Origin of the sequence: Pseudomonas sp. 8209, from assembly GCF_028682105.1 — a bacterium.
In the GTDB taxonomy this organism is placed as follows: domain Bacteria; phylum Pseudomonadota; class Gammaproteobacteria; order Pseudomonadales; family Pseudomonadaceae; genus Aquipseudomonas; species Aquipseudomonas palmensis.
The window spans coordinates 1-20,470 of record NZ_JANIAH010000007.1; the positions used below are offsets into that span (position 1 = coordinate 1).

The 20,470-nt window shown below is 65.3% G+C and carries 21 protein-coding genes; 11 read left to right on the plus strand and 10 right to left on the minus strand.

Annotated features, from left to right (window positions below; translation table 11 throughout):
- Positions 1–73 precede the first annotated feature (73 nt).
- A complete protein-coding gene (gene queD, locus NP552_RS16330; RefSeq protein ID WP_043861143.1) occupies positions 74–430 on the minus strand; it encodes a 6-carboxytetrahydropterin synthase QueD in 357 nt (118 codons plus the stop codon).
- Positions 431–481: 51 nt separating this feature from the next.
- Positions 482–1,564 carry a patatin-like phospholipase family protein gene (locus tag NP552_RS16335; protein WP_078481103.1) on the minus strand — a complete coding sequence of 361 codons (1,083 nt, stop codon included), beginning with the start codon at positions 1,562–1,564 and terminating at the stop codon, positions 482–484.
- 156 nt (positions 1,565–1,720) lie between these two features.
- On the opposite strand from NP552_RS16335, the gene NP552_RS16340 reads away from it, so the two are divergent.
- The 4 genes from NP552_RS16340 to NP552_RS16355 are packed head-to-tail and all read left to right on the plus strand — an operon-like array spanning position 1,721 to position 4,330.
- The gene (locus tag NP552_RS16340) at positions 1,721–2,029 is read left to right on the plus strand and encodes a PepSY domain-containing protein (RefSeq protein WP_043861141.1); all 309 of its coding nucleotides are present in this window, start codon (positions 1,721–1,723) and stop codon (positions 2,027–2,029) included.
- Positions 2,029–2,343 (plus strand): PepSY domain-containing protein, encoded by a 315-nt coding sequence (locus NP552_RS16345; RefSeq protein ID WP_043861140.1) that lies wholly within the window; start codon positions 2,029–2,031, stop codon positions 2,341–2,343. Before NP552_RS16340 ends, NP552_RS16345 begins: the two co-directional genes overlap by 1 nt.
- On the plus strand, positions 2,343–3,011 hold the full coding sequence (locus tag NP552_RS16350) for a response regulator transcription factor (protein ID WP_043861139.1): 669 nt from the start codon (positions 2,343–2,345) through the stop codon (positions 3,009–3,011). Before NP552_RS16345 ends, NP552_RS16350 begins: the two co-directional genes overlap by 1 nt.
- Entirely contained in the window at positions 3,008–4,330 is a 1,323-nt protein-coding gene (locus NP552_RS16355; RefSeq protein WP_078481102.1) for a sensor histidine kinase, read from the plus strand. Before NP552_RS16350 ends, NP552_RS16355 begins: the two co-directional genes overlap by 4 nt.
- Positions 4,331–4,335: 5 nt before the next feature.
- On the opposite strand, the gene NP552_RS16360 is transcribed toward NP552_RS16355, so the two are convergent.
- Complete coding sequence (locus tag NP552_RS16360; protein WP_054916516.1) at positions 4,336–6,483, minus strand: methyl-accepting chemotaxis protein; 2,148 nt, start codon at positions 6,481–6,483, stop codon at positions 4,336–4,338.
- A 265-nt stretch (positions 6,484–6,748) separates the two neighbouring features.
- On the opposite strand from NP552_RS16360, the gene NP552_RS16365 reads away from it, so the two are divergent.
- On the plus strand, positions 6,749–8,068 hold the full coding sequence (locus NP552_RS16365; protein ID WP_078481101.1) for a Na+/H+ antiporter family protein: 1,320 nt from the start codon (positions 6,749–6,751) through the stop codon (positions 8,066–8,068).
- Positions 8,069–8,099: 31 nt separating this feature from the next.
- Here the strand turns inward: NP552_RS16365 and NP552_RS16370 are convergent, their stop codons facing one another.
- The 3 genes from NP552_RS16370 to NP552_RS16380 form a co-directional block, all read right to left on the minus strand.
- Complete coding sequence (locus NP552_RS16370) at positions 8,100–9,098, minus strand: FecR family protein (RefSeq protein WP_274096916.1); 999 nt, start codon at positions 9,096–9,098, stop codon at positions 8,100–8,102.
- 156 nt (positions 9,099–9,254) lie between these two features.
- Entirely contained in the window at positions 9,255–11,024 is a 1,770-nt protein-coding gene (locus tag NP552_RS16375) for an acyl-CoA dehydrogenase C-terminal domain-containing protein (RefSeq protein ID WP_058540428.1), read from the minus strand.
- A 29-nt stretch (positions 11,025–11,053) separates the two neighbouring features.
- Entirely contained in the window at positions 11,054–12,676 is a 1,623-nt protein-coding gene (locus NP552_RS16380) for an acyl-CoA synthetase (protein WP_088514884.1), read from the minus strand.
- A gap of 198 nt (positions 12,677–12,874) precedes the next feature.
- On the opposite strand from NP552_RS16380, the gene NP552_RS16385 reads away from it, so the two are divergent.
- Positions 12,875–14,674: a PAS domain-containing sensor histidine kinase gene (locus tag NP552_RS16385; protein WP_043861133.1), complete on the plus strand. Its 1,800-nt coding sequence runs from the start codon at positions 12,875–12,877 to the stop codon at positions 14,672–14,674.
- Between the two features lie 14 nt (positions 14,675–14,688).
- The gene (locus tag NP552_RS16390; protein WP_088514900.1) at positions 14,689–15,315 is read left to right on the plus strand and encodes a response regulator transcription factor; all 627 of its coding nucleotides are present in this window, start codon (positions 14,689–14,691) and stop codon (positions 15,313–15,315) included.
- Positions 15,316–15,390: 75 nt separating this feature from the next.
- On the opposite strand, the gene NP552_RS16395 is transcribed toward NP552_RS16390, so the two are convergent.
- Positions 15,391–15,711, minus strand: coding sequence for a DUF883 family protein (locus NP552_RS16395; protein WP_043861132.1), 321 nt, complete (start codon positions 15,709–15,711; stop codon positions 15,391–15,393).
- A gap of 130 nt (positions 15,712–15,841) precedes the next feature.
- On the opposite strand from NP552_RS16395, the gene NP552_RS16400 reads away from it, so the two are divergent.
- The gene (locus NP552_RS16400) at positions 15,842–16,096 is read left to right on the plus strand and encodes a hypothetical protein (RefSeq protein WP_043861131.1); all 255 of its coding nucleotides are present in this window, start codon (positions 15,842–15,844) and stop codon (positions 16,094–16,096) included.
- A gap of 13 nt (positions 16,097–16,109) precedes the next feature.
- On the opposite strand, the gene NP552_RS16405 is transcribed toward NP552_RS16400, so the two are convergent.
- Complete coding sequence (locus NP552_RS16405) at positions 16,110–16,598, minus strand: LEA type 2 family protein (RefSeq protein ID WP_043861130.1); 489 nt, start codon at positions 16,596–16,598, stop codon at positions 16,110–16,112.
- Between the two features lie 181 nt (positions 16,599–16,779).
- On the opposite strand from NP552_RS16405, the gene NP552_RS16410 reads away from it, so the two are divergent.
- From NP552_RS16410 to zapE, 3 genes are all read left to right on the plus strand, one after another.
- Positions 16,780–17,079, plus strand: coding sequence for a hypothetical protein (locus NP552_RS16410; RefSeq protein WP_043861129.1), 300 nt, complete (start codon positions 16,780–16,782; stop codon positions 17,077–17,079).
- Between the two features lie 28 nt (positions 17,080–17,107).
- Entirely contained in the window at positions 17,108–18,256 is a 1,149-nt protein-coding gene (locus tag NP552_RS16415) for a PQQ-dependent sugar dehydrogenase (RefSeq protein WP_274096917.1), read from the plus strand.
- Between the two features lie 104 nt (positions 18,257–18,360).
- On the plus strand, positions 18,361–19,470 hold the full coding sequence (gene zapE, locus NP552_RS16420; RefSeq protein WP_274096918.1) for a cell division protein ZapE: 1,110 nt from the start codon (positions 18,361–18,363) through the stop codon (positions 19,468–19,470).
- Between the two features lie 6 nt (positions 19,471–19,476).
- Here the strand turns inward: zapE and NP552_RS16425 are convergent, their stop codons facing one another.
- Together NP552_RS16425 and NP552_RS16430 are read right to left on the minus strand one after the other, a co-directional pair.
- Entirely contained in the window at positions 19,477–19,911 is a 435-nt protein-coding gene (locus tag NP552_RS16425; RefSeq protein WP_043861126.1) for a YqaA family protein, read from the minus strand.
- 10 nt (positions 19,912–19,921) lie between these two features.
- Complete coding sequence (locus NP552_RS16430; RefSeq protein ID WP_043861125.1) at positions 19,922–20,353, minus strand: DUF411 domain-containing protein; 432 nt, start codon at positions 20,351–20,353, stop codon at positions 19,922–19,924.
- Between the last annotated feature and the right edge of the window lie 117 nt (positions 20,354–20,470).

Genomic DNA, 20,470 nt, shown 5'->3' on the forward strand with positions numbered 1-20,470 from the left:
GCTGAAAGTTTCCTGCAAGGCGGGCATAAAAAAACCACCTCGGGAGGTGGTTTTCAGACCTGTCACTGTCAGCTCAGTCGCCGTAATACTCGCAGCCACTGGTGCAGGTCTCATGGATACGCACCTTGCTCAGTTCTGGCAGCAACGGCTTGACCTGGTCCCAGATCCATTTGGCAATCACTTCGCTGGTCGGGTTCTCCAGGCCAGGGATGTCATTGAGGTAGTTGTGGTCTAGCTGCTCGTACAGCGGCTTGAAAATCGCCTTGATCTCCGAGAAGTCGCGAATCCAGCCGGTATGCGGATCCAGCTGGCCGGTCAGGTGCAAGGCAACCTTGAAGGAGTGGCCGTGCAGGCGCCCGCATTTGTGCCCGGCGGGCACATTCGGCAAGCGGTGGGCCGATTCGAAGGTGAACTCTTTGAAAATTTCCACGGTATCTTAGAACTCTGAAAACCAATGCTGATCGGCAGTTTAACAGCAAGCCTACTTCAACGGTTGCAGATGCTGGTGCAGCTTGCCGGTTTCCACCAGTTCGAGAAACTCGTCGCCCAGCCGCTGGCTTTCGCTCATGGCGGTACGCCAGTAACGTTGGCGGTTACCGGCATCGCCCATGAAGCGCTTGAAGTCGCTGCGATCCGGCAGCTTGCCGTAGGGCAGGCGGGCCAGGTACTGCGGCGAGGGTGCCAGCAACAGCACGTTCTGCAGGTATTGCGCATTGCTGCGCCGCCAGGGCAGGGCCTTGTCGAACCACCCCGGCACCACCTTGTGGGTGAAGTGAGGGTAAAGCACGATGTCCTCGCCGCTGTAGGGCAGGTCGAGGTGATAGTCGAGCAAGCCACCATCCCGGTAGGTGCCCGCCCCGACCCCCGGAATGTCCCGCACGCCTTCCATCACCATGGGAATGGAGCCTGAAGCGAGCAGGGCATGACGCAGGTTGTCGACCGCCAGCGGCAGGCAGCGCGAAGGGAAGTCCGTGAGGGGGTTCAACGGCGGTGCGCAGCGTGCGTCATGCAGGATCACGCGTTCGAAGTGCCGGGCCAGCCGCGAACGGCTCACGAGGTTGTCGGCAATCACCGACGACAGGCCTACGCCCAGTCGGCCTCGATGATCGTGCTGAAGCAGGCCGTGGCTTCTGACCAGCATGATGTTGAGCCGATAGTGGGGGTTGTCGAGAATGCGAGCATCCTGGCCCTCCAGCAGGTCATCGAGCATGCGACGACAGCTCTGGCTGACCTGGGCCTGGGTCACGCCCTTGGCGAAATCCTGCTCGGTATACAGATGGCCCAGGCGCAGCAGGGCCTGGGCGGGGTCGGGCAGGCAGGCACTGGCGAAGCGCCAGGAGCCGATCGATGCCCCGATCAGCGAGCGCGCGCGCGGTGCTGTGGGCAGCCACTGGCCGAACAGCGCCAGGTCGATACCCTGGATACCCAGCGCCTTGGGGCCGCCTGCAGCGCCCGGTAGCACCCCCACGTCTGCAGCCTGCAGACCGCGTTCACGTACATGGGCAAACGCCCGCGTGCCGGCCTTGAGTGTCAGCGCTGGAAACTTGATCTGGATTGAGCTCATAAGGGCCTCGTTGTCCTGGATCAACGATTATAGAGAAGCGTGGACGGAACAGGGGCGCGCCTGAGCTATCATGGCGCCAGTTGTTTTCAGTTTCAGTTAAGTTCGGTTCGGTATTCTGAACCCGTAAGCAAGATTGATCCTAAATGGAGAGACACGATGAAAACATTGACTGCCCTGTTCGCCACCGCCGCCCTTGCCCTGAGCGCCAACGTTGCGCTGGCTAAAGACATCCCCACCAATGAAGTCGTGCAGCTGGTCCAGGCCAAGACCATCCTGTCGCTGGATGACCTCAACGCAAAAGCGCTGGCCAAGCATCCGGGTGCCACCATCAAGGACTCCGAGCTCGAGGACGTGTACGGCCGTTATGTGTACAAGGTCGAACTGCGTGACGCGCAGAACGTCGAATGGGACGTGGACCTTGATGCCAAGACCGGTGAAGTACTCAAGGACGCCAAGGACACCTGATGACTGCACGCAAGCGAACGGCACCGTGGCTGTTCCTCGCATTGCTGGTTTTCTGTACGCCGGCCCTGGCCCGCGACCTCGATCAGGATGAAGCCCTGGAGCTACGTCAGAAGGGCATCATCCTGCCGCTGGAGCAACTGTTGAACTCCGCCCTGGGGCGTTACCCCGGGGCGAAGTTGCTTGAGGCGGAGCTGGAAGAGAAGCACAACCGCTACGAGTACGAAGTCGAGCTGGTCACCCCGCAAGGGGTCGTACGTGAAATCAAGTTCGATGCACGCACGGGTGTGCTGATCAAAGATGAGGAAGATGACTGATGCGCCTGTTACTGGTCGAGGACAACGTCCCGCTGGCCGATGAACTCACCCAGAGCCTGCAGCGCCAGGGCTACGCCATCGACTGGCTGGCCGACGGCCGAGATGCGGTGTACCAGGGTAGCAGCGAGCCCTATGACCTGATTATCCTGGACCTGGGCCTGCCCGGCCTGCCCGGCCTCGAGGTGCTGGCCCAATGGCGCGCCGGCGGGCTGTCGACCCCGGTGCTTATCCTGACCGCACGGGGTTCCTGGGCCGAGCGCATCGAGGGCCTCAAGGCCGGTGCCGACGATTACCTGAGCAAACCCTTTCACCCCGAAGAGCTGCAACTGCGCATCCAGTCGCTGCTGCGCCGCGCCCGTGGCCTGGCCAACCAGCCGACCCTGCAGGCCGCCGGCCTGCACCTGGACGAAGGCCGCCAGTGCGTGAGCCGCGACGGGCAGGACGTGCAACTGACCGCCGCCGAGTTTCGCCTGCTGCGCTACTTCATGTTGCACCCGCAGCAGATCCTTTCCAAAAGCCACCTGGCCGAGCACCTCTACAACGGCGAAACCGAGCGCGACTCGAATGTGCTCGAAGTACACGTCAACCACCTGCGCCGCAAGCTGGGGCGCAGCGTTATCGAAACCCATCGCGGCCAGGGCTATCGCTTTGGCGGAGTGGTCGAGTGAAGTCGATCCAGGCGCGCCTGAGCCTGGGGCTGGTCGGTGTACTGGTGGTGGTCGGCCTGGCCCTGGCGCAGATCAGCCTGTGGCTGTTCGAGGTCGGGTTGCAGCGCTACCTGGAGACGGGGTTGCGCAAGGAAAGCGAAAACCTGCTGGTGGCGCTGGTGCGCGGCCACAGCGGCCTCGAACTGGACGAGCGACGTCTGTCGTCGGCGTACCAGCGGCCGTTTTCCGGCTACTACTTCCGTATCGATTTCGAAGGGGGCAGTTGGCGTTCCCGCTCGCTCTGGGACATGGACATGCCCCGTCCGCCAACTCCCGGCCTGCACGCGGGCCTGGAGCTGGGCCCGGCTGGCCAGCAACTGCTGGTGCTGCGTGCCGACTACCGGCGCCTGGGCCAGGCGATCTCGATCAGCGTGGCGCAGGACTATACCCCCGTGCGCGACGGCTTCCGGCGCATGCAGCAGCTCGGCCTTGGCCTGGGGCTGGTGGCGCTGCTGTTGATTCTGGTGCTGCAACGCATCACGGTCACACGCTCCCTGCGCCCACTGGAACGCACGCGCGAACAGATCGCCCAACTGCAGCAGGGCAAGCGCTCGCAGCTCGACAGTGAGGTGCCTGTCGAACTCGAGCCCCTGGTGGCGCAGATCAACCACCTGCTGGCACACACCGAAGACAGCCTCAGACGTTCACGCAACGCGCTGGGTAACCTGGGGCATGCCCTGAAGACCCCCCTGGCGGTGCTGATGAGCCTGGCGTCGAGCGAGCGCCTGAACGACCTGCCCGAGGTTCGCGCCCAGTTGCAGGCTCAGCTGGAGCAGATCCAGCAACGCCTGAGCCGCGAACTCAATCGCGCCCGGCTGGCCGGCGATGCCCTGCCGGGGGCGCATTTCGATTGCGCCACCGAACTGCCGGGCCTGCTATCGACCCTGGGCATGATTCACGGCGATCACCTGCTCATCCGCCATCAGGTGCCCGATGGGCTGTCCTTGCCCTGGGACCGCGAAGACCTGCTCGAGCTGCTGGGCAACCTGCTGGACAACGCCTGCAAGTGGGCCGACAGCGAGGTCTGCCTGAGCATCGAGCAAGAGGGCGGGGTGTATCGCCTGTGGGTGGACGATGATGGCCCGGGCATCCCCGAAAATGCCAGGGCGGGGGTGCTGGAGCGCGGTGCGCGGCTCGACGAACAGGTCGATGGCCATGGGCTTGGCCTGGGCATCGTTCGCGATATCGCCGAAGCCTGGGGTGGGCAGATGAGGTTGCTGGAAAGCCCGCTGGGCGGGCTGCGGGTGAGCATCGAGCTACCCCGCAGGGTAGCCCGATAACACCATCAGACGCGGAACTGGTCCATCAGCCCCTGCTGCTGGTTGGCCAGGCTGTTCAGCGACTGGCTGACCCGCGCCGACTCATTGGCCTGCTCCGAGAGTGACTCGGTCACATCGCGAATGGTCGCCACGTTGTTGTTGATTTCCTCGGCCACCGCGCTCTGCTCTTCGGCGGCACTGGCAATCTGCAGGTTCATGTCGCTGATCACGGTGACGGCCTCGCCGATCTGGCGCAGCGCAGTCACGGCCTGACCGACCTGGTCGACGCTACCCTGGGCCTGGCGGTGGCTGCTGTCCATGGCGCCCACCACCTCGCGGGTGCCGGCCTGCAGTTGCTCGATCACCTGACGGGTCTCCTCCACCGACTCCTGGGTGCGTCGGGCCAGGTTGCGCACCTCGTCGGCGACCACCGCAAAGCCGCGCCCGGCTTCCCCGGCACGGGCCGCCTCGATGGCGGCATTGAGCGCCAGCAGGTTGGTCTGCTCGGCGATGGAGCGGATCACTTCCAGTACCGAACCGATCTTCTCGCTGTTGTCGGCAAGGCCTTCGACCTGGGCCATGGCGGTGTTCATGTCGGCTGCCAGGGTATCGATGCTGGTGGTGGTGCGGTCGATCACCGCCAGGCCCTGACGGGTCGCCTGGTCGGCGTCACGCGCCGCCTGGGCCGCTTGCGCAGCACTGCGCGCCACATCCTGGGCGGTGGCGCTCATTTCGTGGGACGCCGTGGCCACCTGGTCGACCTGACGGTACTGCTGCTCCATGCCGGCGCTGGTCTGCGAGGCAATCGCCGAAGACTGGTCGGCGGTGTCGCGCGCCGCCTGCACCGAGCGTTTGACCTCGGCGATGATCGGCTGCAGCTTGTCGAGGAAGCGGTTGAACCAGCCGGCCAGTTCCCCCAGCTCGTCGCGCTTGTCGTAGTTCAGGCGGCGGGTCAGGTCGCCTTCGCCGCTGGCGATGTCCTTGAGCATGGCGGCCACGCCCAGGATGGGGCGGGTCACACTGCGCGCCATCACCCAGATCAGCAGCAGCCCCACGATCGCGGCCAGCACACCCAGGCCCAGCTCGATCAGGGTGCCACTGGTATTGCGCTGGTCGAGCTCGTTCTTGAGGGTCTCGGCCGGGCCGGTCAGGGCGCTTTGCGGCACATCCAGCAGCACGCCCCAGGGCTTGCCCCCCGGAATCGGTGCAAACGATGCCAGCACCTTCAGGCGCTCGTCCTTGTGGAGGCTCTGCAGGGGCGTGCCGCTGCTCAGCAGGCCTATCAGTTCCTTGCCGCTGGTGCTGTCGACCTGGTCGAAGCGTTGCGCCAGCTTGCCCGCATCCGGGCTGTAGCCGGCCAGCAGGCCGACCGGGCTGATGATGCCGATGCGGGTCTGGCCCTGGTACAGGTTCTGGCTGGCCTGCTGGCTCAGCGCCTGCAGGCTGTTCAGGTTGATGTCGATCGACAGGGTGGCGACCACCTTGTCGGCCACGATCAGCGGGAACACGATGCTGGTCATCAGCACCCGCTGACCGGCGATGTCATAGAAGTAGGGTTCGATCACGCAGGTCTTGCGCGTGGTACGCGGGCACACCGACCAGGTGTTGGCCGGCTCGCCGCTGGGGCCGATGCTGGTGTCGGTCATGTCCTTTTCGGGCAGCGCCATCGAGGTCAGCTTGCCGGGCGTGGGCTGCGACCAGTACAGGGCAAAGCGGCCGGCCTCGTTGCTGCCCAGCTCGGCCTGGTTGGCGAACAGGGCATCCTTGTTGTCCAGGGCGTTGGGCTCGAACACCAGCGACAGCCCCAGCAGGTCGGGGTTGGCCTGCAGCGCGGCGCGCACCTGGCGGGTCATGTCCTCGCGCAGGTCGAAGGCGTCCAGAAAGCGCTTTTCGGCCTGCTCGCGCAAAAACAGCACCTGGCGCGCAAAGCCTGCACCGTACTGGTAGGCATCCATGAACTGGCGGCGGATGCTCAAGGCCTGGACTTCGCCCTGGGACTCGATACGCGACTGGGCCGCTTCGGTCAGCATCTGCATGCTGCTGGCCTTGACCAGCTCGGAGTTGTGCTCCATGCGGTACAGCGAAAGGCCCACCAGCAGCGTAACGATGCTGGCCAGGCAGAGCCCGGCCAGCAGGGTGATTTTCCACTGGATGGAAAGTTGTCTCGACGACATGACGAAGTCCTTTGATCCAAAAAAAGATTGAGGCTGACGACTGTAACGGCCAGGCGCAGTTTTTCTTTATTCAAACGTTCAATTGAAATGCGTCGTTTTCAGTCATGCATGCGACCCGCGTGCAGCCGTCTAGCCCCGTACTTTGACAAGTGGCGGGTGCTGCTTCAGAGTGTGCGCCCTCCCATAAAAACACCTGTCGTTCGGCCACTGCGCTCGCAGTCTGTCGCCGCAGCGCAAGCTTTGTCTGGTTTCTAGAGGTCATGAAATGAATGCAGTAATTGCCGCGGTCGGCATCATGCTGATATTGAGCCTGGCCCGTGTGCACGTGGTCATCGCCCTCATCATCGGCGCGCTCGCCGGCGGCCTGGTGGGCGGCCTGGGTATCGAAGGCACGCTCAAGGCGTTCAACGGCGGCCTGGGTGGCGGTGCCACGGTGGCATTGTCGTATGCGCTGCTGGGCGCATTCGCCGTGGCCATCGCCAAGTCCGGGCTGGCCCATGCGCTGGCCGATCGCGCCCTGTCGATGTTCCATGGTCAGGGCAATGCCGAAGGCGGCAAGATCAAGTGGCTGCTGATCGGCCTGTTGCTGGTGGTGGCGATCTCGTCGCAGAACATCCTGCCCATTCATATCGCCTTCATTCCGCTGCTGGTGCCGCCGCTGCTGTACGTGCTGACCCGCCTGCAGATCGATCGGCGCCTGGTGGCCTGCGTGATGACCTTCGGCCTGATCACCCCCTACATGTTCCTGCCAGTGGGGTTCGGCAACATCTTCCTCAACCAGATCCTGCTGGCCAACGTCAGCCGCAGCGGGGTGGACGTCAGCGGCGTCAACGTGACCCAGGCCATGGCCATACCGGCGGCGGGCATGCTGTTCGGGTTGCTGCTGGCGGTGTTCTTCAGCTACCGCAAAAAGCGCGTGTACGACGTGGCAAAGATCGAGCAGGTCGAGCAGGTGGCCGTCAGCTACAACCCGTTGACGCTGATGGTGGCCGGCTGTGCGATCGCCGCGGCGTTCATCATCCAGCTGTGGCTGGACTCGATGATCATCGGTGCGATGGCGGGCTTTCTGATCTTCTCGCTGTCGGGCATCGTGCGCTGGAAGGACACCGATGACCTGTTCACCGAAGGCATGAAGATGATGGCCATGATCGGCTTCATCATGATCGCCGCGTCCGGCTTTGCCGAGGTCATGAAGGCCACCGGCGAAGTGAAGACCCTGGTGGAGGCCTCGGCCGGCTGGATCGACCACAGCAAGGCGGTCGGGGCGCTGCTGATGCTGCTGGTGGGCCTGCTGGTGACCATGGGTATCGGTTCGTCGTTCTCCACGGTGCCGATCCTGGCGGCGATCTTCGTGCCGCTGTGCGTGCAACTGGGCTTCGACCCGCTGGCCACCGTGTGCATCGTCGGCACTGCCGGCGCGTTGGGTGATGCCGGCTCACCGGCGTCGGACTCGACCCTGGGCCCGACCTCGGGCCTGAACGTCGATGGCCAGCACCATCACATCTGGGACACGGTGGTGCCGACCTTCCTGCATTACAACCTGCCGTTGCTGGCGTTCGGCTGGGTAGCGGCGATGGTGCTGTAGCGCGCCAGGGCGCAGGAGCTGGGCGCGAGGCTCAGCTTTTTCGCGGGGGCGGCGAGATGCGGTTGAGCACCGTATCGCCGTTCTTGTTGCGCGTCAGGTACACCGGCAGCACCTTGGGCATGTTGCTCACCAGGCGATTGACCTCGGTGGTGTTGTAGATGCCGCTGATGCGGATGCTGCCGGTACTGGCGTCCGCCAGCAGCAACGGCGTTTCCAGGTAGCGGTTGATCAGCGGCAGGGCCTGGTCCAGTGGCAGATTGTCGAGGATCAGCTTGCCGCCGCGCCAGGCCAGGCTGGTGTCGTGGGCATAGGTCTGGCTGAGGGCCGGCTCGTAGTCGCCGCGACGGTAGCTGGCCTGCATGCCGGGGCCCAGGCGATAGCCGCTGTCAGGGTCGCTGCTGTTGCTGCTGACCAGCACCGAACCTTCCACCAGGGTGACCTTCACCTGGTACTTCCACACGTTGAACTGGGTACCGGTCACCCGGGTCTGGCCCTTGCCGGCACGCACCACGAACGGGTGCTGGGTATCGTGCTGCACCTTGAAGAAGGCCTCGCCGTTGACCAGCGTCACCCGTCGTTCGTCCTTGTAGTTGGCGTAGCGCAGGGTGGTGTTGAGGTTCAACTCCACCTCGCTGCCATCCGGCAGCACCGCGCGGGCGATGGCATTGCCGCTTTCAACGCGCTCATAGCTGTTGGGCAGCCAGCCTTGTTCCCAGCCCACCCAGGCGCCGATCGGCAGCGCCACCAGCGCCACGGCCGCAGCCGAGGCCAGCCGACGCAAGGCGCGCCCGCGGGGCCTGGCTGACAGGGTGATTACCGGGGCAGCAGGGCGGGGCAGGTGGTCGGCGGTCTGCCAGATCTCCTGCATGGCCTGGAATTCCTGCTCGTGCAGTGGGTCGGCTGCGCGCCATTGCGCACAGGCGGCACGTTCCTGTTCACTGCAGTCCTCAGCATGCAGGCGCATGCACCAGTGCGCAGCGGCATCGGTGATGGCATCAAGTTCGGCTGCGCTGAGGCTGGTTTGGTTCATTGATACTCCCGGTTTTGGCCATTCTACCCTTGGCAGGTGGCCAACGAGAACCGAGTTCATCGTGAATGACTATCAGTTGTAAGAAATATTTGAACGAAAAACCACGCAAATGCGTGGTTTTTATCGTTTAAGCACCCGCCTGGAGCGTTGCGCGGCTCAGAACAGCTCGGCTGGCAACTGGTACAGCGGCGCACTGCCTGCGCGGATGCTGGCCTGCAACGACAGTACCCTGGGCAGCAGACGCTCGACGTAGAAGGTAGCCGTGGCCAGCTTGGCCTCGTAGAACGCCGGCTCCTGCTCGCGCCGTTCGCGGGCAGTGGCCGCCATGCGCGACCACATGTAGGCGTAGGCCACATAGCCGAACAGGTGCAGGTACTCCACCGACGCCGCGCCCACCGCGTTGGCATCACCGGTGGCCTGCTCGCGTACCCACTGGCTCACGCTTTCCAGCTGCGCCAGGGCATGCAGCAGCGGTTCGCACAGGGGCGGACGGGTTTCACAGAAGCTGCGGATCTCGTTGGCGAACAGCGCCAGCGACTGTCCGCCATCGGCCACCACCTTGCGCCCCAGCAGGTCCAGCGCCTGGATGCCGTTGGTGCCTTCGTAGATCTGCGCGATGCGAACATCGCGCACCAGCTGTTCCTGGCCCCATTCGCGAATGTAGCCATGGCCGCCGAACACCTGCTGGCCCAGCACGCAGCTTTCCAGGCCCATGTCGGTGAAAAACGCCTTGGCCACCGGTGTCAGCAAGGCCACCAGGCGCTGCGCGGCCTCGCGCTCCTCCGGCTGCTCGGCGTACTTGGCGATATCCAGCTGCAGGCCGACATAGGTGGCGAACGCCCGGCCGCCTTCGGTCAGGGCGCGCATGCTCAGCAGCATGCGCCGTACATCGGCATGCACGATGATCGGGTCGGCCACCTTGTCGCTGGCCAGCGGTCCGGTGGCGGCGCGGCTTTGCAGGCGGTCCCGGGCGTAGCGTGCGGCATTCTGGTACGACGCCTCGGCGCAGCCGATGCCCTGGATGCCGATGGACAGGCGCTCGTAGTTCATCATGGTGAACATCGCCGCCAGGCCGCGGTTGGGTTCGCCCACCAGGTAGCCCACGGCGCCATCGAAGTTCATCACGCAGGTGGCCGAGGCCTTGATGCCCATCTTGTGCTCGATCGATCCACAGCTCACCGCGTTGGTTTCACCCAGGCTGCCGTCCTCGCCCACCAGGCGCTTGGGCACCAGAAACAGCGAGATGCCCTTGGGCCCGGCCGGCGCGTCGGGCAGCTTGGCCAGCACCAGGTGCACGATGTTCTCGGTCAGGTCCTGGTCGCCGCCGGTGATGAAGATCTTGGTGCCGCTGACCCGGTAGCTGCCATCGGCCTGGGGTTCGGCCTTGCTGCGGATGATCCCCAGGTCGGTACCTGCATGCGGTTCGGTCAGGCACATGGTGCCGGCCCACTGCCCGCTGTACAGCGCCGGCAGGTAGGTGGCCTTCAATGCCTCGCTGGCGTGCGCGTCGATGGCCAGGCAGCAGCCGGCGCTCAGCGCCGAATACAGGCTGAAGCTGCAGTTGGCGGCGTAGAGCATCTCCTCGAACTGCACCGCGAGCATCTTGGGCATGCCCAGGCCGCCGTACTCGGGGTTGCCCGCCAGCCCGACCCAGCCGCCTTCGCGGTAGGTCTGCCAGGCCTGCACGAACCCCTGCGCAGTGGTGACCCGACCCTGCGCAAAGTGCACGCCTTCCTCATCGCCGCTGCGGTTGAGCGGGGCGATCAGCTGGCCGGTGATCTTGGCCGCCTCTTCCAGTATCGCATCGGCGGTATCCGCGTCGACGCTGGCCGCCAGCGCCGGCAGGCGTGCCCACAGGGCCGGGCCCTGGAACACTTCGTGAAGAACAAAACGCATGTCGCGCAGCGGTGCATTGAACTCAGGCATAACGGTTTCCGAATAAAGGTGAAAAAAGGTCAGAGCGCCTTGGCCCAGTCGCGCAACAGGTACTTCTGGATCTTGCCCGTGGAGGTTTTCGGCAGTTCGCTGAACACCACGGTCTTGGGCAGCTTGAAGCCGGCCAGATGCTCGCGGCAGAAGGCGATGATGTCCGCCTCGCGGGTACCTTCGAAACCGGCCTTGAGGGTGACGTAGGCACAGGGGGTTTCGCCCCATTTTTCATCCGGGCGGGCGACCACCGCAGCCTCGAGCACGGCCGGGTGGCGGTACAGCGTGTCTTCGACCTCGATGGTCGAGATGTTCTCGCCTCCGGAAATGATGATGTCCTTGAGCCGGTCCTTGATCTCCACATAGCCGTCGGCATGCCACACTGCCAGGTCGCCGGTATGGAACCAGCCGCCTCGGAAGGCTTCGGCGGTGGCCTCGGGGTTCTTCAGGTAGCCCTTCATCACGGTGTTGCCGCGCATGAAGATCTCGCCCAGCGTGTTGCCGTCGCGGGCCACCGGCTCAAGCGTTTGCGGGTCGGCCACCATCAGCCCCTCGAGGGTAGGGTAGCGCACGCCCTGGCGCGACTTGATGCGGGCCCGCTCCTCCAGCGGCTGCGCGTCCCATTCGGCATGCCAGGCACACACCGTCACCGGGCCGTAGACCTCGGTCAGGCCGTAGACGTGGGTCACCTTGATGCCCATTTCCTCCACCGCGCCGATCACCTTGGCGGGTGGCGCCGCCCCGGCCACCATCGCGTTCACGGGGTGGTCGATGGCGGCCTTGGCCGAGTCGGGCATGTTGATCAGCGCATTGAGCACGATCGGTGCGCCGCACAGGTGGGTGACCTGGTGCTCGCGAATCAGGGTCAGGATCTTCTGCGGGTCGACCCGGCGCAGGAACACATGGGTGCCGGCCAGGGCCGTCACGGTCCACGGGTAGCACCAGCCATTGCAGTGGAACATCGGCAGGGTCCACAGGTACACCGGGTGGTTGCCCATGGCCCAGGTCATCTGGTTGCCCAGTGCGTTCAGGTAGGCGCCGCGGTGGTGGTAGACCACCCCCTTGGGGTTGCCGGTGGTGCCGGAGGTGTAGCTCAACGAGATCGCCTGCCACTCGTCCTCGGGCCAGTGCCACACGAACTCGGGGTCGCCCTCGGCCAGGAAGGCTTCGTAATCCAGGTCGCTGACGGCGCGGCCCTCGCCGTACTCCGGGTCGTCCACATCGATCACCAGCGGCGGGTGGGCCATCAGGCCCAGCGCTGCTTCGATCACCTTGTGGAATTCGCGGTCGGTGATCAGCACCTTGGCTTCACCGTGCTCGAGCATGAACGCGATGGCCTCGGCATCCAGGCGCACGTTCAGGGCGTTGAGCACCGCACCGATCATCGGCACACCGAAATGCGCCTCGAGCATGGCCGGAATGTTGGGCAGCATCACCGCCACCGTATCGCCCAGCCCGATACCACGGCCGGCCAGGGCGCTGGCCAGGCGGCGGGAGCGCTGGTAGGTTTCCTGCCAGTTGCGGCGGATGGCACCATGGATCACCGCCGGGTAATCGCCATAGACCGCAGCCGTGCGTTCGATGAAACTCAGCGGGGAAAGGGCGACATGGTTGACGGGGGCGGGCTGCAGGCCCTGGGAGAAGATCGACATGAACGGTTCCTGTGCAGGAGGCAGCCGCGATCAGGCGCTGGCTGAAACCTCCGATGGCTGATTGTTAGCTCTGATCAGGTTTCTGGAAGGCGGTACGCAGACCGACTTCGGTGTTTCATTTTTACGCTGTTCTCCATATTACTTGGAAGATAGACTATAGCAATATGGTATAAATACTATAAAAAGCCGGAGCCCCAAGTGACCTTTCCTCCCTCGGCCTTGCTCGACAAGGACCCGCAACCCACCGTGCTGCTCGATGCCGCCGCCCAGGTGGTGGCCGCCAACCCGGCGGTGCAGGCGTTGTTCGACACCTGGCCCAAGCCGCCCGTGGGCAGCCTGCTGCCTGCCAACTACAAGGCGCTGGTGAGCGCCTGCCTGCACCAGCAGCGGGCGATTGCCGAGGTCGAGGCCCTGGTGCAACAGCGTATCCTGTTGTGGACCTTCGTCCCGCTGGAGGGCGGCCTGCAGGTGCTGGCCCGCTGCCGCGACGCCACGGTGGAGCGCCTGGCCGAGCGCGAGGCCAGCCAGGCACGTCGGTTGTACCGCCTGATCACCGAAAACACCACCGACCTGATCTCGCGCCATACCCCCGACGGGTGTTTCCTGGATGCTTCGCCGGCCTCCTATCGCCTGCTGGGCTACTGGCCGGAAGAGCTGCGCGGGGTGGCGGTGCAGTCGCTGTTTCACCCCCAGGACCGCCAGCAATCGCTGCTGCAGGCCTCCCAGGCGCTGGAGCAGGACGGCTACCAGACCATGACCTGCCGCGTGCGCCACCGCGATGGCCGCGACCTGTGGTTCGAGATCGCCAGCCGCGCCATCCGCGAAACCTACACCGGTGCGGTGGTCGAGATCGTCAGCGTGTCACGTGACATCACCGTGCGCATCGAAGCCCAGGAAAACCGCCGGCGCCTGGCCGAGGTGGTCGAGGCCAACACCGACCTGGTGCTGTTCACCGACCCCGCCGGCCAGCTCACCTACCTCAACCGTTCCGCCCGGCGTGCACTGGGCCTGCTGGAGGTGCAGGCCGTGCCGCCCCTGCGCGAGCTGCTGGACGAAGAAGCCCTGCAACGCCTCGACGAAGAGGGCTGGGCCTGCGCCGAGCGCGAAGGGGTGTGGCAATGCGAGGCGCGGCTGGCGCCCTACAACGGCTCGGCGCCGTTCCCGGTGTCGCTGGTACTGCTGGCGCACCGGGCGGCAGGTGGCGAGCGCTACTACTCGCTGGTGGCTCGCGACATGACCGAGCGCGAGCTGCGTGAACGCCAGCAGCGCCGACACCAGGATGAACTGGCGCACACCGCGCGGCTGGTCACCCTGGGCGAGCTGGCCTCCGGCATCGCCCACGAGATCAACCAACCGCTGGCAGCGGTGGTCAACTATGCCAGTGCCAGCCAGCGCTACCTGCTGGCGGTGGAGCGTGACCCGCAGGCGGCCGGGCGGGTCGCCCAGGGCCTGCAGCGCATCACCGAGCAGGCCACCCATGCCGCCGAAGTGATCAAGCGCCTGCGCTCGTTCCTGCGCAAGGAGCCGCGCCGCTTGCAGGCGCTCAACGTGGCCGATGTATCGCGCGAGGCCGTGCGCCTGTGTGCCTGGGAGGCGGCGCAGGCCCAGGTGACCATCGAGCAGCACATGGTGTACAACCTGCCGCCGGTATATGCCGACCGTGTCTTGCTCGAACAGGTCCTGCTCAACCTGTTGCGCAACGCCATCGACGCCAACCGCGAGCAGCATGCCGGGGCGCCTTCGCGCGTGCTGATCAGCGCCGACCAGCAGGCCGGTTGGCTGCGTATCCAGGTGGCCGACCAGGGCCCCGGGGTGGCCGCCGAGCAGCTGGACGGCATCTTCACCCCGTTTACCACCAGCAAGCCCGAAGGGCTGGGGCTGGGCTTGAGCATGAGCCGCAGTATCGTCGAAGGGTTCGGCGGTACCTTGCAGGCGCACCCGGGTGATACCGGCGGATTGATTTTGTGCTGTCGGCTGGCGCCGGTGGCCAGTGCATGAACAAGGGGATTTCCATGCAGGAACCGAAGGTCTACGTGGTCGACGACGACCAGGGCATGCTCGACTCCACCGTCTGGCTGCTGGAGTCGGTGGGCCTGCAGGCGCTGCCGTTCACCAGTGGCCAGGCTTTTCTGGAGGCCTGCGATGCGGCGTTGCCGGCGTGCGTGCTGCTGGATGTGCGCATGCCCGGCATGGGTGGGCTGAGCGTGCAGGAAGCCTTGCGCGCCCGGGGCGTGCAGGTGCCGGTGATCTTTGTCAGCGGGCATGCCGATGTGCCGATCGTGGTACGCGCCTTCAAGGCCGGGGCCATCGATTTCATCGAGAAGCCCTACAACGACCAGTTGTTGCTCGACAGCGTGCAGGATGCCCTCGGGCGCTCGTCACGGGTTCAGGTCAGCAGTCGCCAGCGCGATGAAGTGCAGGGGCGCATCGACAGCCTCACCCCGCGTGAGCGCGACGTGTTCGTGCCCCTGGTGCAGGGCTATACCAATCGGGAGATTGCCGAGCAGTTGCAGGTCAGCGTGAAGACCGTGGACCTGTACCGTTCGCGGGTGATGAAGCGCATGCAGGCCGAACACCTGCCGGACCTGGTGGGGATGGCGATTGCGTGTGGGGTGGTGGACCCCTTGAAACTGCGTTGAATGCATCGCGGGTCAAGCCCGCTCCCACAGGTACAGTGCAAGCCTGTGGGAGCGGGCTCGACCCGCGATTGGGTGTCAGGAGCGACGTCCCAGCAACAGCCCGACCACCAGCCCGAAGCCCGCCGAAATCGCCACGGTCTGCCACGGGTGGCCGCCAATGTAATCCTCGGTGGCATCCACCGCCGGCTTGGCCTTTTCACGCACGCCGCCCACCGCATCCAGGGCCTGCTTGAGCTTGAGGCCCACCTGTGCGCGCAGGGTCTCGGCTTCTTCGCCCACCAGGGTGGAGCTGTCCTTGAGCAGCTTGTCAGACTCTTCGATCAGCGCCTGCAGTTCGCTGAAGGCCTGGTCCTTGATTTGTTCGGCATCGGCTTTAAGGGTGCTTTTCCTGGCCATGTACGCTTCCTCGTTGAATGATGGTCACTGTATCAATGGATGCCTGAGCGCGCCGAAAGTTGCAGCGCCTTGGCGGCGCTCGGTGGCTACAGTGTAAGATAGCCCCCATTTTCAAGTGGCAGGAATCCCCATGAGTTTCAATCTGGCCAACATGAGCTTCGCCGAGCGGGCACAGATCGAGGACGAGAAGTCGCGACTGTTCGAGCTCTGGCAATCGAACCTGGGCAAGGCCAAGGCCGAAGCCGCGCGGCTGATCAGCGAGAAGCCGCGGCGCAAGGGCAAATGGGCCGAGTGGGTGCGCGCCGAGCTCGACGGCATGTCGCCGCCGGAGTTCGCCAACATGGTGCGCAGCGAAGTCAACAAGCTGATGGCGGCTGCCAAGTAGCCGACCCCCAGCGCTACCACGCCGTATCGGTGGGCTTGGGCAGCGCCAGCCGCCCGCTGTCGGTGAAGCGCATCGTGCCGAAGGCGCCCCCGGCCAGCTTGCCGCGCAGCACATAGGGCATGCCATCCAGGTTGCTCACCCGGCTCAGGCCCACGGCCTGGCGCAGCATCGAGAAGGCGGTGATGCTCACCGGAATGCTCAGTACCGCTTCGTCATAGCGCCCGATGCTGCCGTGCTGATCGCTGACCCCGGTTGCCAGCGGCTGGCCATTGACCTCCAGGTTGAGCGCCACGCCGTTGTAGTCGATGGGCGTTTCATTGGGGTTCTGCACCCGCAGTTTCACCGCCATGCGCATTTCCAGGTCCTGGCCGGGCAGCGGCTCGATGCCGATCACGCTGATGGTCAACGGGTCGCGCCCCTGCAGCAACGCGCAGGCGCTCAGGCTCAGGGCCAGCAGCAGGCCCAGGCCGACACGCAGGGTATGACGCAGGAAACAGGGCATGGGGCTTGGCTCCGGACAAATGTCTCTGCAGTGTGGCAAATGCCCGGCGCGGTTGAAAGTGGCGCAAGCAGCGTAACAATCTGAATCATCTCCGGCCCGGCAGCGGGTTTCATCGCGAACCTCTCGCGCCGTAGGCTATCCAACGCCTGGGGCCACTGACGTTGTGCAGGAGATGAACGCGATGAACCGATGGTTGCCGGCCCTGACCGGCGCAGCACTGAGCCTGATACTGGGCATGCCTGTTCAGGCCGCCGACGCGGGCAATCCCTACAACGACCCGGTGCGCCGCGCCAACCCCAATTCCCAGCAGGGCACCGTGCGTTCCACGCCACCGCCGCGCGGGCCTTCCACCCAGCCGCTGCCGCGCCCACCCACCCTCGACAATGGCGGCATCGGCAACGGCCAGAACCTGCGCCGTGAACAGGTGCCGCCGCGCCTGGACCCCTCCCGCCCGCCGCGCGAATCGACGCGTACGCCCTGATCGCTTGGCCCACTGCAAGGAACCCTGCATGTCTTCACGTACCTGGCTACTCTTCCTCTGCGCTGCGGCGCTGTTGCCACTGACCGCCACCGCCGCCCCCGAGCGCACCTTCCCCAGCGAAGAAGGCCAGCTCACCGTCAGTACCCTGGCCGAGGGGCTGAAGAACCCGTGGGCGCTGGCGTTCCTGCCCGACGGGCAGGGCATGCTGGTGACCGAGCGCCAGGGCAACCTGCGCATCATCAGTGCCGACGGCAAGGTCGGTTCGCCGTTGAGCGGCGTGCCTCAGGTGTGGGCCAAGGGGCAGGGCGGGTTGCTCGACGTGGCGCTGTCGCCGCAGTTCAAGCAGGACCGCATGGTCTACCTCTCGTATGCCGAAGGCGGGGGTGATGGCGACACGGCCGGTACTACCGTGGGGCGCGGCCGCCTGTCGAGCGACAACCTGCGCCTGGACGACTTCAACGTGATCTTCCGCCAGCAGCCCAAGCTGTCCAGCGGCAACCACTTCGGTTCGCGGCTGGTGTTCGACCGCGACGGCTACCTGTTCATCGCCCTGGGCGAGAACAACCAGCGGCCCACCGCGCAGGACCTGGACAAGCTGCAGGGCAAGGTGGTGCGCATCCTGCCCGACGGCCAGGTGCCCAAGGACAACCCCTTTGTCGGCCAGAGCAACGTGCGCCCCGAGATCTGGTCGTATGGCCATCGCAACCAGCAGGGCGCGGCATTGAACCCGTGGACAGGCGAACTGTGGACCAACGAGCACGGGCCTCGCGGCGGCGACGAGATCAACATTCCCAAGCCGGGCAAGAACTACGGCTGGCCCCTGGCGACGCACGGCATCAACTACTCGCTGCTGCCGATACCCGAGGCCAAGGGCAAGCGCGTCGAGGGCGCGGTGGACCCGCTGCACGTGTGGGAGAAGTCCCCGGCCATCAGCGGCATGGCGTTCTACGACAACCCGCGCTTCAAGGCCTGGGACCACAACCTGTTCATCGGCGCGCTGGCCGCCCAGGAGCTGATCCGCCTGCAACTGGATGGCGACAAGGTGGTGCATGAAGAGCGCCTGCTGGGGCAGTTGAATGCGCGTATTCGCGATGTGCGGGTGGGGCCGGACGGCTTTCTCTATGTGCTGACCGACGAGAGTGACGGTGCGCTGCTGAAGGTGGGCCTGACGCAGTAAGCGGTGGCGCGTGCTTCGCCGGCAAGGCCGGCTGCTGCAGGCGAAGCATGCCCCGCAAACCTCACTGATGCTACCCTTGGCCTTTTTCCGCACAGGCCCCCGGCATGTCCAGCCTCACCCCGCTGTCGTTGTACCAGCAATCCATCGAGCTCAATGGCTTTGTCCCCGACGCTGCGCAGCAGCATGCCGTCGACTGCCTTCAAGCCTGCTTCGAGGCTCTTGAGCGCGGCGAGGTGGCGCGTGGGGTATACCTGTGGGGCCCGGTCGGGCGCGGCAAGACCTGGCTCATGGACCAGTTCCACCGCTGCCTGCAGGTGCCCGCCCGCCGCCAGCACTTTCACCACTTCATGCGCTGGGTGCATCAGCGCCTGTTCCAGCTCAACGGCACCGCCGACCCCTTGCAGGCCCTTGCCCACGGCCTGGCCGAAGAGATCCGCGTGCTGTGCTTCGACGAACTGTTCGTCAACGACATCGGTGACGCCATCATTCTCGGTCGCCTGTTCCAGGTGCTGTTCGACAGCGGCGTGGTCATCGTCGCCACCTCCAACCAGCCGCCGGCGCAGCTTTACGCCGACGGTTTCAATCGCGAACGCTTCGTGCCGGCGATTGCCGCCATCGAGCGGCACATGCACGTGGTGGCGGTGGACGGCGGCCAGGACCATCGCCTGCATCCCGGTGCCGAACTGCAACGCTACTGGGTGCGCCAGCCGGGCCAGCCCAGCGCGCTGGCCCGGGTGTTCGAGCAGTCGAGCGCGGGTGAACCGGTCACCTGCGAGGACCTGAGCCTGGGCTACCGCACGGTCAAGGTGGTGCGACGCAGCACCTCGGCGGTGTGGTGCACTTACAACGAACTGTGCGAGCAGCCCCTGGCCGCCATGGACTTCATGGCCCTGTGTGATCGCTTCAAGGTCATTCTGCTGGGCGAGGTGCCTGCACTCGGGGCCCGGCAACGACCGGGCAGAATCGCCCGCGGCACCGAGGACGGCGCCGAGCGGGTAGTGGCGGGGGATCGCGAACTGCCGCAGCTGTCGATTCACGACGACAGCGTGCGGCGCTTCATCGCGCTGGTCGATGAATGCTATGACCGCCGCGTGGCGCTGTACCTGGAGGCCGAGGTGGCACTCGAGGCGCTGTATACCGAAGGCTACCTGGAGTTCCCGTTCCGTCGCACCCTCAGCCGGCTGCGCGAGATGCAACTGCAACGCTTCTGCTGAAGCCGCTCAGCTGTGCACCCAGCCCAGGGTCAGCAGCACCAGCACCAGGTAACGCCCGGCCTTGGCCACGGTCACCAGCAGCATGAAACGCCAGAATGGCTCGCGCATGATCCCGGCGATCAGCGTCAGCGGGTCGCCGATCACCGGCATCCAGCTCAACAGCAGCGACCACTGGCCATAGCGCTGGTAGCGCTGCTGGGCCCTGTCCAGCTGGGCCTGGCTGAACGGAAACCAGCGCTTGTCGCGCAAGTGCTCGATACCCCGACCCAGCAGCCAGTTGACCACCGAGCCCAGTACATTGCCGGCGGTGGCAATCGCCAGCAGCAGCAACCAGGCATCAGGTTCGTGCAGCAGCAGCCCGACCAATACCGCCTCGGACTGCAACGGCAGCAGGGTGGCGGCGCCAAAGGCGCTGAGGAACAGCCCCCAGCCGCTCAGCATGGCGCCGTGCTCACGGGTAGTTGGCGACCACTTCGTCGGTGCCGTCGCGGGTCAGGCCGATGACCTGGTAGGCATCCTTGTGATCGCCCATCTCCATGCCTGGCGAGCCCATCGGCATGCCCGGCACGGCCAGGCCGCGCAGGTCGGGACGCTTGGCCAGCAGCTGGATCTGCTCGGCCGGCACATGGCCCTCGACGAACTTGCCGTCGATCACCCCGGTGTGGCACGACGCCAGGCGCGGCGCCACGCCCAGGCGCTGCTTGACTGCACTCATGTTCGGCTCCACATGGTCATTCACGCTAAAGCCGTTGTCGCGCAGGTGGCTGATCCATTCCTTGCAGCAACCGCAGTTGGGGTCGCGGTACACATCGATGGTCTGGCCGGCCTGGGCCAGCGCACTCATGGCCAGCAGGCCGAAGGCAACGAAATTCTTTTTCAGCATCGTGGATCTCCGGGGCCGCCGTCAGGGCAACCCGCGTCTCGAATGATCGGTGGTCGGTCAGTGCAACAGGGTAACCGGGCTCATGGCTGGAGCATAGCCGGGTGAAGCTGTCGCCAG

Bases quoted from the DNA above. Each gene is read 5' to 3' on its own strand.
- NP552_RS16335 (WP_078481103.1), bottom strand. From the start codon at position 1,564: ATGAGCTCAATCCAGATCAAGTTTCCAGCGCTGACACTCAAGGCCGGC.
- NP552_RS16340 (WP_043861141.1), top strand. From the start codon at position 1,721: ATGAAAACATTGACTGCCCTGTTCGCCACCGCCGCCCTTGCCCTGAGC.
- NP552_RS16345 (WP_043861140.1), top strand. From the start codon at position 2,029: ATGACTGCACGCAAGCGAACGGCACCGTGGCTGTTCCTCGCATTGCTG.
- NP552_RS16350 (WP_043861139.1), top strand. From the start codon at position 2,343: ATGCGCCTGTTACTGGTCGAGGACAACGTCCCGCTGGCCGATGAACTC.
- NP552_RS16360 (WP_054916516.1), bottom strand. From the start codon at position 6,483: ATGTCGTCGAGACAACTTTCCATCCAGTGGAAAATCACCCTGCTGGCC.
- NP552_RS16365 (WP_078481101.1), top strand. From the start codon at position 6,749: ATGAATGCAGTAATTGCCGCGGTCGGCATCATGCTGATATTGAGCCTG.
- NP552_RS16370 (WP_274096916.1), bottom strand. From the start codon at position 9,098: ATGAACCAAACCAGCCTCAGCGCAGCCGAACTTGATGCCATCACCGAT.
- NP552_RS16375 (WP_058540428.1), bottom strand. From the start codon at position 11,024: ATGCCTGAGTTCAATGCACCGCTGCGCGACATGCGTTTTGTTCTTCAC.
- NP552_RS16380 (WP_088514884.1), bottom strand. From the start codon at position 12,676: ATGTCGATCTTCTCCCAGGGCCTGCAGCCCGCCCCCGTCAACCATGTC.
- NP552_RS16390 (WP_088514900.1), top strand. From the start codon at position 14,689: ATGCAGGAACCGAAGGTCTACGTGGTCGACGACGACCAGGGCATGCTC.
- NP552_RS16395 (WP_043861132.1), bottom strand. From the start codon at position 15,711: ATGGCCAGGAAAAGCACCCTTAAAGCCGATGCCGAACAAATCAAGGAC.
- NP552_RS16400 (WP_043861131.1), top strand. From the start codon at position 15,842: ATGAGTTTCAATCTGGCCAACATGAGCTTCGCCGAGCGGGCACAGATC.
- NP552_RS16405 (WP_043861130.1), bottom strand. From the start codon at position 16,598: ATGCCCTGTTTCCTGCGTCATACCCTGCGTGTCGGCCTGGGCCTGCTG.
- NP552_RS16410 (WP_043861129.1), top strand. From the start codon at position 16,780: ATGAACCGATGGTTGCCGGCCCTGACCGGCGCAGCACTGAGCCTGATA.
- NP552_RS16415 (WP_274096917.1), top strand. From the start codon at position 17,108: ATGTCTTCACGTACCTGGCTACTCTTCCTCTGCGCTGCGGCGCTGTTG.
- zapE (WP_274096918.1), top strand. From the start codon at position 18,361: ATGTCCAGCCTCACCCCGCTGTCGTTGTACCAGCAATCCATCGAGCTC.
- NP552_RS16425 (WP_043861126.1), bottom strand. From the start codon at position 19,911: ATGCTGAGCGGCTGGGGGCTGTTCCTCAGCGCCTTTGGCGCCGCCACC.
- NP552_RS16430 (WP_043861125.1), bottom strand. From the start codon at position 20,353: ATGCTGAAAAAGAATTTCGTTGCCTTCGGCCTGCTGGCCATGAGTGCG.